Source organism: Prauserella sp. PE36 (genome assembly GCF_003311655.1).
Taxonomy (GTDB): domain Bacteria; phylum Actinomycetota; class Actinomycetes; order Mycobacteriales; family Pseudonocardiaceae; genus Prauserella_A; species Prauserella_A endophytica.
The window spans coordinates 59,045-72,941 of record NZ_QEQT01000081.1; the positions used below are offsets into that span (position 1 = coordinate 59,045).

At 68.9% G+C, this 13,897-nt stretch carries 11 protein-coding genes; 9 read left to right on the forward strand and 2 right to left on the reverse strand.

Annotation, left to right across the window (positions count from 1 at the left end; translation table 11 throughout):
- The first annotated feature begins 396 nt into the window (after positions 1-396).
- From DI005_RS22075 to DI005_RS22115, 9 genes are all read left to right on the forward strand, one after another.
- On the forward strand, positions 397-1,419 hold the full coding sequence (locus DI005_RS22075) for a hypothetical protein (RefSeq protein ID WP_113643372.1): 1,023 nt from the start codon (positions 397-399) through the stop codon (positions 1,417-1,419).
- Positions 1,410-1,922, forward strand: coding sequence for a pilin (locus DI005_RS39745; RefSeq protein ID WP_113643373.1), 513 nt, complete (start codon positions 1,410-1,412; stop codon positions 1,920-1,922). The genes DI005_RS22075 and DI005_RS39745 overlap by 10 nt, the downstream gene beginning before the upstream one ends.
- A gap of 4 nt (positions 1,923-1,926) precedes the next feature.
- Positions 1,927-4,098 (forward strand): hypothetical protein, encoded by a 2,172-nt coding sequence (locus DI005_RS22085; RefSeq protein WP_113643374.1) that lies wholly within the window; start codon positions 1,927-1,929, stop codon positions 4,096-4,098.
- Complete coding sequence (locus DI005_RS22090; protein WP_113643375.1) at positions 4,095-5,258, forward strand: PrgI family protein; 1,164 nt, start codon at positions 4,095-4,097, stop codon at positions 5,256-5,258. Before DI005_RS22085 ends, DI005_RS22090 begins: the two co-directional genes overlap by 4 nt.
- Positions 5,255-7,168, forward strand: coding sequence for a VirB4 family type IV secretion system protein (locus DI005_RS22095; protein ID WP_113643376.1), 1,914 nt, complete (start codon positions 5,255-5,257; stop codon positions 7,166-7,168). The genes DI005_RS22090 and DI005_RS22095 overlap by 4 nt, the downstream gene beginning before the upstream one ends.
- A gap of 89 nt (positions 7,169-7,257) precedes the next feature.
- Positions 7,258-8,094 carry a hypothetical protein gene (locus tag DI005_RS22100; RefSeq protein ID WP_113643377.1) on the forward strand — a complete coding sequence of 279 codons (837 nt, stop codon included), beginning with the start codon at positions 7,258-7,260 and terminating at the stop codon, positions 8,092-8,094.
- Positions 8,095-8,138: 44 nt separating this feature from the next.
- Positions 8,139-10,640, forward strand: coding sequence for a type IV secretory system conjugative DNA transfer family protein (locus DI005_RS22105; RefSeq protein WP_113643378.1), 2,502 nt, complete (start codon positions 8,139-8,141; stop codon positions 10,638-10,640).
- A gap of 69 nt (positions 10,641-10,709) precedes the next feature.
- Positions 10,710-11,744, forward strand: a complete 1,035-nt coding sequence (locus tag DI005_RS22110; RefSeq protein ID WP_113643436.1) for a replication-relaxation family protein — start codon at positions 10,710-10,712, stop codon at positions 11,742-11,744.
- A gap of 6 nt (positions 11,745-11,750) precedes the next feature.
- Positions 11,751-12,704, forward strand: coding sequence for a M23 family metallopeptidase (locus tag DI005_RS22115; protein WP_113643379.1), 954 nt, complete (start codon positions 11,751-11,753; stop codon positions 12,702-12,704).
- A 102-nt stretch (positions 12,705-12,806) separates the two neighbouring features.
- Here DI005_RS22115 and DI005_RS22120 read toward each other — a convergent pair whose 3' ends face one another.
- Together DI005_RS22120 and DI005_RS22125 are read right to left on the reverse strand one after the other, a co-directional pair.
- On the reverse strand, positions 12,807-13,082 hold the full coding sequence (locus tag DI005_RS22120) for a hypothetical protein (RefSeq protein WP_113643380.1): 276 nt from the start codon (positions 13,080-13,082) through the stop codon (positions 12,807-12,809).
- 108 nt (positions 13,083-13,190) lie between these two features.
- Complete coding sequence (locus DI005_RS22125; protein WP_158559867.1) at positions 13,191-13,823, reverse strand: DNA-processing protein DprA; 633 nt, start codon at positions 13,821-13,823, stop codon at positions 13,191-13,193.
- Positions 13,824-13,897: the final 74 nt, after the last annotated feature.

Sequence of the window (13,897 nt, forward strand, 5' to 3'; positions counted from 1 at the left end):
ATGAGCCCGAATACATCGACGCTTTCCCAGCGTCCGGAAGTATTCGAGGACGACATCGTGCGGATTGACTTGCTGTCGAATAACCCGGGCTCGGGTCAAGAAGAATTTCTGACCCGAATCAAAAGCGCTCGGCCGGAGTCGCCGCGAGCCCACGACGGACCGCCGACTGCTTACTAAGAATCACTTAAAAGACCAGTTCGCACGCTACTAAGGCGATCCTGGATGCCGTCGGTTCAGGCTGCCCCGAGCACCCTTTCTGAATCCTTCAAGGTAGCTGCTTTAGTAGCCGCGTACATCTACTAAGAAGATCATCCTTGTTCTTTTCTTGTTCTTTTCTTGTCGCTGCCCTGGCGTCCTGGCGGAGCTGATTCACCAACTCCAGTCAGGAGCACATCAATGACGAACGACGAGATTGTGTCCGCACCTATCCGGCCCGATCACGAGGGGCACGAATTGTTGCCGCTGGACACCGCGCGCGACGCCTTCGGGTGGCTGGTCACCGGGCCGAAGCCGATGGCCGTGGACGGGGCCCGGTTCGCCGGATTGCCGCGGCGGCCGGTGCCGCTGGACGAGCTGCGGGACCGGGTGATGAGCAAGCAGTGCCCGCATCGCACCCAGGACGACGTGTGGGCGCATTTGGTGCTGCGTTCCCGCGCTCACGGGGGCGCGTGGACAGTCGCGTGCGTCGGGATGGCACTGCCGTCGCTGGCCTCGAGTTCCCGGTGGCTGGCGGCGCGGTATCCGCTCGATCGGGCAGATGTCCACGCGGCTGTACTCGCCGGATTCGTCCAAGCGTTGGCGACGGTGGATCTGACCGATCCCGGCATCATCGCCAGGCTGCACTTCGCCGCTCGTCGTGCCGGGCAAGCGGCGCTGGAAGCGTCTCTGGACGCCCCGATGCCGGTGGGCTCGGGCTATCGCTCCACGGCGCCGCGCCCGCCGTACGGGCACCCCGACTTGGTGCTCGCGCGTGCGGTCGGTGAGCAGATTCTCACCCCCGCCGAAGCGGAACTGATCTCGGCGACACGGCTCGGCGAAACCTCGGTGACCGACTGGGCGCAAGCCCGCGGCACCGCGCTCAAGACCGCGTTCAAGGCCCGTGATCGAGCCGAAGACCGACTTGTCACCTGGCTGCGCGATCAGCTCGCCGACACCGACTCCGAAGACCCCGTCGCCGACGCAGCGGTCGCCGCTCTGGTCGCCGACTCGCCGGATGCTCCCGTCGAGGAAAAGCCGCACTTGTCACGCGCTGTGAGCGGTCGTCTGCGCAACGGCTGGCCGACCGCTTCCAAAAAATCGTCACGGGCGGTGTCGAAAAACGACCGGAAATCCGGCTTCTTGGGGTGCGGGGAGACCCCACCCAGCTCTCCGCGTACCGCCGAGCACGAGCCGACTTCGGAGGTGCGCCGATGCGCGTGACACCCCATCCCCAAACCCAGCACACCACCGCGCCGCCGCGCTCCTTCGCGTCGAGCGCATCCGATCAGAACCGACCCCACACGGGCGTCGTCAGCAACCCGCGGCCGACAGCGCACACGGATGCCGCATGTCCACGTCATCGGACCTCTCCGGCCCGACCGGTGCGCCGCGCGGTGACCCGCTCGGCTGCCTTCGCGGTACTCAGCGCGGTCCTGCTCAGCTCGCTCACCGCGGATGCGGCGCAGGCCTCGACACAGGTGCTCGCGATCGCGAGCAGCGTCGGGCAGGTCTTCGACAACATCCGCAACTGGCTGGTCGGCATCCTCGCCGGGCTGGCGACGGTGTTCCTCACCATCGGCGGCGTCCGGTACCTGATGGCCGGGGGCGACCCCGGCGAAGTCGAGAAGGCCAAGCAGTCGTTCAAGTCGGCGGGCTGGGGCTACGGGTTGGCGGCGCTGGCGCCCCTCGTGGTGGAAATCCTGCGCGGGATTGTCGGGGCCTGAGGCTATGACCGCGACCCGACACCCCCGCGCGCCCGAGCCCGATCGCGGCGAGCCCGGCACCGGCGCACGCCCGGCGGAGACGGTGCGCCGGGAGCGGGTCCTGCTCGCCCCGCCCACCAAGCAGCGCACCGGACGTGGTTCCCGGCGGCGGCTGGTCTGGCTGCTGGCTCTGGGGCTGACCGTGGTGCTCGGCGGTGCGCTGGCTGTCACTGCGTGGGCCTCGCCCGGTGCACCCCGGCAGCCGGGCACGCAGCAGGCGGCGCTGGCGCAGCCCGCGGCGCAGCAACCGCCACCACCGTTGCCGCTGCCGCCCAACCCCAGCGACACGTGTGCGCCGAACTCGCCGGACCCGACGTGTCACTTTCCGACCGGCACGCCGCGCCCGTCGATCCCGGCGACGCCGCTGCCGCCGATCACCGCCCTGCCGCCACCGACAAGTTGCTTCCCCGGCCAGATCGGGTGCACACCCGGTGGCCCGACCACCGCGCCGAGCACGACTGGGAACCCGCCGTGCACGGGTGAAGACTGCATCCCGCAGCCCACCCCGACACCGAGCACGAGTCCGCAGCCGGGTGGCCCCAGCACGGGAAACGGCGATCCGGACTGCGGACTGACCAACATCACCGGCTGCATCGCCAAGGCGATCAACGGGGTGTTCAAGGATCTGGTCAATGCCGCGCTGTCGCCGATCCTGGAGTTGCTCGGCCACACCGCGCTGACCACGCCGACGCTGGATCAGCTTCCCGGTATCGGCGAGCTGTGGAACAACTCGTGGCAGATCGTGCTGGCCTGCTACGGGATGCTGATCCTCGTCGCCGGGATCGTGGTGATGTCCCACGAGACGGTGCAGAGCCGGTACTCGATCAAGGAGATCGGCCCGCGGATTCCGATCGGATTCCTCGCCTCCGCGCTGTCGTTGTTCTTCGCGGAGAAGTTCATCCGGCTGGCCAACGCGCTGTCCGCCGCCGTGCTCGGCGACGGGGTGAATCCGCCGTCGCTCGGGTCGACCCTCAAGGACGCGGTCGAGGGCGCGGTCTCCGGCGGGTTCTTCATGATCCTGCTGGCGCTGGTGCTCGTGGTTGTCGGGATCGCCCTGCTGATCGTCTACGTCGTCCGCGTGGTCATCACGTTGATCCTGATCGTCACCGGGCCGCTGTTTCTGATGTGTCATTGCCTGCCGCACACCGACGGCATCGCCCGGTGGTGGTGGAAGGCGCTCGGGGCGACGCTGGCGATCCAGGTTGCCCAGTCGCTGGTGCTGATCACCGCCGTGCGGACATTCCTGGCCGGCGGAGTGCATCTGTTCGGCTCCACGCTGTCCGCGCTCGGCATGCTCATCGCCGCGATCGCGCTGTTCTACATCCTGTTCAAGATCCCGTTCTGGGCCCTCTCGGCCACCAAGATCGGCAACGGTCGCTCCTTCCTCGGCGGGCTCGCGAAGGCGTACATAGCGGCGAAGACCTTCGGGATGGTCGCCGGGAAGTCCGGCGGGCTGGGCAAAGCCGGCGCGGTCGCCGGTGGCGGAAAAGGCAGCAAGGGCGGCGGGGGCCGCGGCGGTGCTGCCGCCGATCCACCGTGGCCTGCTCAGCCGCGGATCGCGCCGACACCGGAGGCGGTCAACAAGCGGTTGCAGGCGGCCTACGACGCCGACCGCGCCCGTGCTGCCCAGCAGCCGCGCCCGCCCTCGCAGCGACCGGAGTTTCTGCAGCCCAGTCCGCAGGAGACCACCCACGACCCGGCCGTCACCCCGGCCACCCAAGGACCCGTCATGCCCGAATTCAGTTCCGCATCCAAGCCCGCGACGGCGGTCACGCCGCCCGCAGGTCGGCGCCGCAGGCAGGCCGCGACGGCACCCCGGTTCCAAGCTCCCGGTGCGCCGCGCCGCGCCGGTGGTGCCGCGCCCCCGGCTCGACCGGTCGCGGTGGCCGCGGTACCGCCGCACTTGCGGTTCCAGCCGCCCACGCCGGAACCGCCCCACGTGTCCCAACCGGTCAAACCAGCGGCCGTGCCACCCGCTGCACCGGTGTTCCGGACTGCGCACCCGGAGCCGCGCATCGGCGACGCCCGCCCACGCACGCCGTCCGTGCCGCCGGTGACGTTCCGGGCGCCGACCACGCCACCGACGCCGCCGAAATCCGTGCCGAGAACCCCGCCCCGTGGAGGTGAGAAGTCATGACCCAGCCCGTGCGCATCCCGTCCGACGTCGATCGCGAGGATCGCGTCCTGGCCAACCTCACCGCTCGCCAACTGGCGATCCTCACGGTGACCGGGATCGTGCTCTACGGCGCCTGGACGCTGGCCCGCGGTGTGGTGCCGCTGCCGGTCTTCCTGATCGTCGCTCTTCCTCTCGGGGTCAGTGCCGCGGTCCTGGCGCTGGGGCAGCGCGATGGCATGAGCCTGGACCGGCTGCTGCTCGCCGCGGTCCGCCAGCGGCTGCAACCTCGACACCGGGTCGCCGCTCCCGAAGGGGTGCAGCCCGCACCCGAATGGCTGACCAGCAGTATCACCGCGACTGATGCCACCGGTGCTGCGAGCACGTCGGAGGTATCTCCGGCGGCGCTGCGGCTGCCCGCGGAAGGAGTCACCGAGGCCGGTGTCGTCGACCTCGGCCCCGACGGGGTCGCGATGGTCGCGGTGGCCAGCACCGTCAACTTCGCGCTCCGCACGCCCGGTGAGCAGGAAGCCCTAGTCGCCAGCTTCGGCCGGTATCTGCATTCGATCTCCGCGCCGGTACAGGTGCTCATCCGAGCCGAACGGCTAGACCTAAGCCGCCAGATCAGCGACCTGCGCGAGGCCGCCCCCGGTCTGCCACATCCGATGCTCGAAGCCGCCGCGCGGGAGCACGCGACCTACCTCGACCAGCTGCGCCGCTCCACCGATCTGCTGCGCCGCCAGGTACTGCTGGTGCTACGCGAGCCGATCCGCGCCACGGGGCCGACCGACGGGCTCGGCGGCGCGTCCCCGCTCGCCGCACTGCGGGCACGACGCGCCCGCAGCCGGGACGGAGAGGTCACCGAGACCGCGCGGCGCTCGGCCGAAACCCGGCTCGTGCGGCGGCTGGGCGAAGCCACCGAACTGCTCTCCCCGGCCGGGATCACGATCACGCCCCTGGACGCCGGGCAGGCCACCGCCGTGCTGGCCACCGCGTGCAACCCGGACAGCCTGATCCCGCCCTCGGCGGGTCTGGCCGGCGCGGACGAGGTGATCACCACCGCCGCTGCAGACCCCGACGACGAGCCACCAGTCCATCACCGAAGCACGGCCAGCCGGGGCGAGCGCGACAGCGCGTCGCCGGAGCCGTCGGCCCTGGATGAATGGGAGGGCGGGGACCTATGAGCAGGAAGTTCGGCCGTATTCGAGGCCGCAAAGCGCCGCACACGAACGCCCCGTTGGGCAGGGCCAGTGCGTTCACGCCAGATTCGCTGTCGGTCGCACCCCGGCACCTGGAGATCGGCGGCGAATGGGTCTCCTCATTCGCGATCACCGGCTACCCGCGCGAGGTGCATGCGGGGTGGCTGCAGCCGCTGCTGTCCTACCCCGGCCGCGTTGACGTGTCGCTGCACATCGAGCCGATCGACCCGGTTACCGCCGCCAACCGGCTCAAGCGCCAGCTGTCCAAGCTGGAATCGGGACGGCGACACACCAGCGAGAAGGGGCGGTTGCTGGACCCGATGGTCGAGGCCGCCACCGAGGACGCCTATGACCTCTCGGCCCGCGTCGCCCGCGGCGAAGGGAAGTTGTACCGGCTCGGTCTGTATCTGACCGTGCACGCCACCAGCGAAGCCGATCTCGGCGAGCAGGTCGCCGCGGTGCGGGCGCTCGCGGCGTCGCTGCTGATGAACGCGCAGCCGACCACCTACCGGTCGCTGCAAGGCTGGGTGTCCACCCTGCCGCTGGCGCTCGATCTCATCGGGATGCGCCGCACGTTCGACACCAGTGCGCTGGCCGCGGCGTTTCCCTTCACCAGCCCCGATCTGCCGCCCGCTGACCCGACCAGTGTCGCCGCACCGGCCGGTGTGCTGTACGGGTTCAACGTCGGATCGCAGGGTTTGGTGCATTGGGACCGTTTTTCCGCGGACAACTACAACACGGTGGTACTCGGGCGCTCCGGCGCGGGCAAGTCCTACCTGGTGAAGCTGGAAACCCTGCGCAGCCTCTACCGCGGGGTCGAGGTCGCGATCATCGACCCGGAGGACGAGTACCGGCGGCTGTGCGAGGCCATCGGCGGCACCTACATCCACCTCGGCGACGCCGATGTCCGCATCAGCCCGTTCGACCTGCCGATCGCCATCCGCCCGGACGGGCGCCGCACCGCCCCCAAGGACGCCCTGACGCGCCGGGCGCTGTTCCTGCACACCGTCATCGGAGTGCTGCTCGGCACCGAACTGTCCGCGCAGCAACGCGCCGTGCTCGACCGGGCGATCATGGCCACCTACCAGCAAGCCGGGATCACCAGCGACCCGCGGACCTGGGGCAGGCAGGCGCCGTTGCTGGCGGATCTCGCCGCAATCCTCACCGCCACCGGCGATCCGATCGCCACGGATCTCGGCTCCAGGTTGCACCCGTTCGTCGAGGGCGCGTTCTCCACGATGTTCTCCGGGCCGACCACGACGCGCCCAGAGGGGCACCTGACGGTGTTCAGCCTGCGTGACCTGCCCGACGAACTCCGGCCGATCGGGACGCTGCTCACGCTGGACACGGTGTGGCGGCGGGTGTCCAACCCGGCCATCCGGCGCCCGCGGTTGATCACCGTCGACGAAGCGTGGCTGCTCATGCAAGACCCTGCCGGGGCGCGTTTTCTGCACCGGATGGCCAAAGCAGCCCGGAAACACTGGGCGGGTTTGACGATCGCGACCCAAGATGTCGGCGATGTCCTCGGGACAGACCTGGGCAAGGCGATCATCGCGAACGCGGCTACGCAGATCCTTCTACGTCAAGCGCCGCAAGCGATCGACGAGATCGTGGCGACCTTCAACCTGTCCGAGGGCGAGAAGCAGTTCCTGATTTCCGCGGACAAGGGACAAGGTTTGCTCTCGACCGGGACGCAGAGAGTCGCGTTCCAGTCGCTGGCTTCGCCGCAGGAAAACGCGCTCATCACAACAGATCCGGCCGAGTTGGCGCAGTACGCGGAACACGAATCTAGCACGGACGACGGCGGCGCGTTTGTCGATCTCGGCGTCGACGACACCGAGCTGACGCTTGATGCGGACGTTGACGGTCACGTCGACCTCGGCAGCGCTGCGTAACCCGCCCCACCGCTACGGATCGATCCCTTCAACCACAACGTTTCTGCTCGTCTCTTGCACCCTGACTGACTGCCTTTGCGAGGTGTCGCATGTCTTCTTCCGCCCACGTAACTACGGTTCCGGCGCGACCAGCCCGGTTGCTGACGCAGAACCGGGAGATGCGCGCAATCGGTGCCTGGAACTGGACTTTGCCCGCGCTGGCCGCCCGGTTGCCCGACGGACGGACGCAGGTGACCTGCCCGGCGGCGAGCGCGTGCACTCGGATCTGCTACGCGCGCAACGGAACCTATCTCTTCCCTGCGGTCAAAGCCAAGCATACAGCCAATCTCGCGTTCGTTCTGAACGATCTTCCCGGTTGGACAGAGGCAATGATCCGCGAACTGTCGGAGCCGCGCTTCATCGGGAAATTTGTCAGGGTGCACGATGCAGGCGATTTTTTCAGCGATGCCTACACGTTGGCGTGGTGTCGCGTGATGCGATCCTGCCCGCAGGTGACTTTCTATTGCTACACCAAGGAAGTTCGCCGATTCAAAAGGCTGATCGAACCTGACCCGCCAGAGAACTTCCTGTGGGTGTACAGCTACGGCGGTCGCGAAGACTCCTTCATCGACCCCGACCGTGACCGGGTCGCCGACGTGTTCCCCGACGAGGACGCCATCACCGAGGCCGGGTGGTCGTCGCAGGAAGCCTCGGATCTGCTCGCCGTGCTCGGCCCGCGATTGGTCGGGGTGCCCGCGAACCGCATCCCGCAGTTCCTCAAGCGCATGGGCGGGCGGCGGCTGTCGGAGTGGCAGGCCGAGATCGACGCCGAACGAACACGCAAGCGGCGCCGTCATCTGCGACTCGTGCCCAACGACCCGTCCGCGCCTACCTCGATGCCGGAAGGCCAATCGAGCGCGGGCGACGCCGAGCGATACGCGGCCTGAATCCGCGTCCTGTCGACTTTTCGTTGCGAGAGAGGGGATTTCTGATGTCATCCACTCAATCTGTTGTCGCGTCATCGAGGACGCTTGCCTCACCGTTGCAGGACTACCTCCGCGATCCCGGTGCCGCAATGCGCGCTGTCGTCACGGCAGTGCGGGAATTCGCACTGACCTGGGGGCCACTCGTCGGGCCGGCCGTTGCGCTTGCGGTGGCTGGCGTCGTGGTCGGGCGACGGTGGTGGGCGCGCCGGTGCCATGACCGGATGGCCGCCGACGCCCGGGTGGTCACAGTGCTGGCTCCGCCCACGGTCGATCCGGACGGCGCGGCGGCCTTGTACTCCAACCTGGTTGGGCTGTTGCGGTCCGGCTGGAAACGGCGGATGCACGGCCAGCCGCACATCGTGTGGGAGTACACGTTTTCCCATGCCGGGGTCGCCTTGCGGTTGTGGCTGCCGGGCGTCGTGCCGCCCGGCATGGCCGAACGCGCCATCGAGGCGGCCTGGCCCGGCGCGCACACCCGGACCGCACCGGCCAAGCCGCCGATCCCCTTGGCCAACCCGCCGGGCAAGGCGGTCGAGGCCGTGGGTGGCGAACTGCGCCTGGCCCGCAGCGAGGCACTGCCCATCCGGTCGGACTTCCCCACTGATCCGGTCCGTGCCTTGCTGGGTGCTCCGGTCGGCATGGCCACGCATGAACGGGCCGTGGTGCAGATCCTTGCGCGCCCGGTCACCGGTGCGCGTGTCCGCAAAGCCCGCCGAGCCGCCCGCCGGGTCCGCACGGGCAGTTCGGTCCGGCTGGCCGGTCGCCTCCTGGACCTGATCACTCCGCACACCGGATCGCGCAAGCCCGGCACGACCACGAAGCGGCCGGTCGTCGATCACCAGACCTCGCTGGAAACCTCGGCGCAGGACCGGGTCATCGTGGCCAAGCAGCGCAGCTCCCAGTACGAGACCCGCATCCGGTACGCCGTGGCCACCTTGGTCGACGAGCACGCGACCGGCGCGGAGCGGGTTCCGGTGCGCGAGCACCTGCGCGGACGCGGGCACGCCATCGCCAGCGCGTTCGCGGCATACAGGGAACATAACTACTACCGTCGCGTCCGGCTCGCGCGTCCGGTCCAGTCCGTGGCCGAACGACGCCTCACCTCCGGTGATCTGCTCTCGATCGCCGAGCTGGCCGCGCTCGCGCACGTCCCGACCGACGAGGCCGTGCCCGGCTTGCAGCGCGCCGGAGCGAAGGCGGTGCCGCCGCCACCGGGAATCGCCACCGAGGGCGCCGGAGTGAAACCGATCGGGATCACCGACTCCGGCCACTCCCGTCCGGTGGGGCTGCGCGTCGCCGACGCGCGTCATCACCTGCACATCCTGGGTGCAACCGGGTCCGGCAAAAGCGAGCTGATGGCGCGGATGATCCTCGCCGACGCCGACGCCGGCCGCGGCCTGGTCGTGATCGATCCCAAGGGAGACCTGGTCGCGGACACCCTGATGCGGCTGCCCTCACGGCTCGGGGAAAAGGTGGTGCTCTTCGACGCCGACAGCCGCTCCCGCCCGCCCGTGCTCAACCCGCTCGAAGGCGACGACACCGCCCGCACTGTCGACAACCTGGTGTCGATCTTCTCCCACGTCTACGCCTCCAGCTGGGGGCCACGGACCGAGGACATCTTGCGTTCGGGGCTGCTGACCCTGCGCGAGCTGCCCGGCACACCCACGCTGACCGATCTGCCGAAACTGTTGACGGTGCCCGCTTTCCGGCAGCGTGCGCTCGAACAGATCTCCGACGATGTCCTGACCGGGTTCTGGCACTGGTACGACGATCTGTCCGATGCCAGCCGAGCGCAGGTCGTCGCGCCGCTGATGAACAAGCTCCGCGGCCTGCTGCTGCGCCCGTTCGTGCGGGCATCCCTCGCCGGTGGCGAGTCCGCAGTAGACATGGACACGGTGCTCGACGGCGGAATCTGCCTGGTGCGCCTGGGCAAGGACGCGCTCGGGATGGACACCGCGCGGCTGATCGGCTCGATCGTCGTGGCCCGCACGTGGCAGGCCGCCACCCGGCGAGCCCGGATACCGCAGCGCGATCGGCACGATGCCTCGCTCTACATCGACGAATGCCACAACTTTTTGAATTTGGCGTACCCGATGGAGGACATGCTCGCCGAGGCCCGGGGTTACCGGATGTCGATGACGCTCGCGCACCAGTACCTGCGGCAGCTGCCGCGCGAACTGGAGGAAGGCATCAGCACCAACGCTCGCTCGAAGATCATTTTCTCGGCGTCGCCCGAAGACGCCCGGGATTTGGCCCGGCATACCGCGCCTCGGCTCTCCGAGCATGATCTCGCCAATCTCGGCCGGTTCCACATCGCCGCGCGGCTGGTGCTCGACAGCGAGGAAGCTCCCCCGTTCACCGCGGTCACCGAGAAGCTTCCGCCCGCGATTCCCGGCCGGGCCAAGGAGATCCGTCGGCTCGCGCTCGTGAACACCGAGCCTCGAAGCACGCCCGATCCGGCCGAGCACGTCCAGCCGGCGGCGTTCGATCCGCGCCGCGCGGCCTGACCCTTCAGCTTTTTCCGTTTGCCCGCAGGGCGTTCTCGCGTCCTGCCGTCCTTGGAGGTGCACTTCACGATGGTGAGCAATCCCACCCAACAGCGACAATTGCGTGCACATCGGCCGGAACGACCTGCTGCGCGGGTGCTCAACTCGGCCGAGCATCACGCGTGGCTGGCCCGGCATCTCACCGACCGCGACCGGTGGCTGTGCCGGATGCTGTTCGAGCACCACGTGCTCACCAGCACCCAGATCATCGATATTGCCTTCACCGGTCGCCGCGGGGCGAACCTGCGCCTGCGCAACCTCTACCAGTGGGGCGTGCTGCACCGGTTCCAGCCGCACCGCGACCGCGGCTCGCACCCGATGTACTACGTCCTCGACACCGCCGGAGCGGTCGCGCTGGCTCGCGAGGACGGCATCGACCCCAAGGAACTGGGCTACAGCCGTGAACGCGAGATCGGACGCGCATTCTCGCTACAGCTGGCGCACACCGTGGGCTGCAACGGACTGTTCACCACCCTGATCCGCCGAGCCCGTCAGCCCGGTGCCGCCGGTGTACTCGCGGCGTGGTGGTCGGCCGCCCGGTGCGGCCGGCACTGGGGCGACATCGTCACCCCGGACGGCTACGGCCGCTGGCGTGAGGCAGGCCGGGAGGCCGAGTTCTTTGTCGAGTTCGACTTCGGCACCGAGCAACTGTCCCGCCTGGCGGGCAAACTCGCCCGCTACGAGCGGCTGGCCGAGGCCACCGGCATCACCACACCCGTGCTGGTGTGGCTGCCCAGCGCCAGGCGCGAGGCCAACGCACGCAAGGCGATGACCGAGGCGCTGCGCGATCTCGACCGGCCCGCATACGTACCCGTGGCGACCAGCAGCGGCGAGGCCGCGGCTGACCCGCTCGACATGGCCGCGCCGCGCTGGCGACGGCTCGACGAGTCCGGCACTGCCGGTCGAGTGGCACTGGCTGACCTGCCCACCCTCTGGCCGAACCTGCGCGCCTCGGCCCCCAGCGGTGGGCAACGTCCGACGGCCGCCACGCCCGCCGCCGCACATCCAGAGGTGGCCCCGCCCTCCCCGATGCCCCCGCCCGACCCCGCGCATCCGTGGAGGTGATGCGTCATGGGCAAGATGGCCGCCGCCGGTGCCGGGTTCGTCGTCGTGATCATGCTCTTCATCGGTGGCGGCGCCATCGCTGTGGTTCAAGCCGTATTCGGCAGTTCCAGCAGTTCCGGCGGGGGCATGAACTGTGCCCCCGCCGGGGCAAGCGCGACCTCGGCAGCCGGGTACGGACCGCAGGAGATGAGCCACGCAGCGACGATCGTCGCTGTCGGCAAACGGATGAACGTGCCCGAGCAGGGCTGGGTCATCGCGATCGCCACCGCACTCACCGAGTCACAACTGAAGAACCTGAACTACGGCGATCGCGACAGCGTCGGCCTGTTCCAACAGAGGCCGTCCCAAGGCTGGGGAAGTGTCACGCAGATCATGGACCCCACCTACAGCAGCGAGCAGTTCTACCGGCATCTGCTGGCGCTGCCGAACTGGCAGAACATGCCGGTCACCGTTGCCGCCCAGACCGTGCAGCGATCAGGATTTCCTGACCGCTACGCGAAATTCGAGCCAACAGCGCGCCAGATCGTCGGGGCTGTCCAAGGTGCCACCTGCACGACCACTGCGACGACCGGCGGCTGGACGACCCCCACGAGCGGCACCTGCACCTCCGCATTCGGCTATCGCGGCAGCGAATTCCACAAAGGACTCGACATCGGTGCGCCCATCGGTACTCCGATCCTGGCAGCCAACTCCGGCACGGTGATCAGCTCCGGCCCGGCGTCCGGCTACGGGCTGTGGGTCCGCATCCAGCACGGGGACGGGATCGTGACGATCTACGGCCACAACGACCACAATCTGGTCCGCGAAGGGCAATCCGTTCAAGCCGGCCAGCCCATCGCCGCGGTCGGAAACCGGGGAGCTTCCACCGGAGCGCACCTGCACCTGCAGATCGAGGCCAACGGCCAAGCCGTCGACCCGGTGGAGTTCTACCGGCAGCGAGGAGGCCAGCTCTGCCGATAGGTGCGCATCCGCCGCATCGCAGGGAAGAGCCTGCGTGACATTTCCGGAGCATTCCGGCGATGGCTCTGATTCTCCGATGATCGTCCAGCCGCGTGAGTCCGGCTACTCGTCCGCCGGGGTGCCTTTGAGGTGGTTGTAGATGTTCGCGCGGCTGAGGCCAACCTCCTTGGAGATTTTGGTCTTCGGCACACCGGCCTTGTCCGCTTCGCGAATATCGGTGAGCCGCTCCGTTCGTTCGACCTTCCGCTGCTGGAGCAGGATTTCCCGCATCTCCTGCAGAGAGCTTTCCACGTCTCGGATGCTTTCCAAGGCGGTTTCGATCGCTTCGATGCGCTGTCGGCGGGCACGCAGCTGCGCGATGTGCTCGTCCTTGTCCATCTGCGGCCCTCTCTCGCGTGGCCCCGGGGGTTGACCGGCCTCTGGGCGTGGCTGACCATCTATTGCTGCAGTGTCACCCTAGACACCTTACCGAGACAGCCCCGGCGGTCAGCAGGGGCGTGTCGTGACCAGCGATTCCTGGTCGCGAGACACCCCTGCTGACCTGGTCCAACGGGTTCCGCGCGTCATCGGAGTCCACGGGTGGCGGTGACCTCGTCGGCGCAGGTGACGGCCGTGGCCATCCCGGTACGCAGCAACTCGTTGGTCCCGCCGGACGTCGCCGACGTGACCGGTCCGGGGACCGCGTAGACGCGGCGGCCGAGCCTCGGCACCGTTGACAACGGCGATGTCCCGATCGGCGACGCCTCGCGCGAGTTCCGCAGCGACGTACTCGCCATACGGGCTGGCCGCCAGCGAGCCGACCACGGCCACCCGGCCAGCGGTGAGGACTCCGAGCTGCGGGTCACCGTGCACCCACAGGCCCAGCGGCGCTCCCGTGCCGGAGGCGGCCAGGTCGTGCGCCGCCGCGTTCGGCCAGTCGTCGTCCTCGGGGGTGAGCAGCCTGGCATGCCCCGCCTCGAGTGCGGCGAGGTCGTCGCGTAGATCGGGTTCAGGCTGTGCGACCTCAGCGAGCCCCGGAGGCGGTGCGCAACCAGCGCGGATGCGGGCGGCGGCGTCCACGGGGTCGTGAACCGCGGTGTTGGCGCCGACGAATCGCGTGGGTGGCTCAGTCGCGCGCATCAAGAAAAGCCGCGCGCGGACGATGTCATCGGATACCGGCATGGCGAACCTCAATCGTTCTCAGCGTTAGTGAC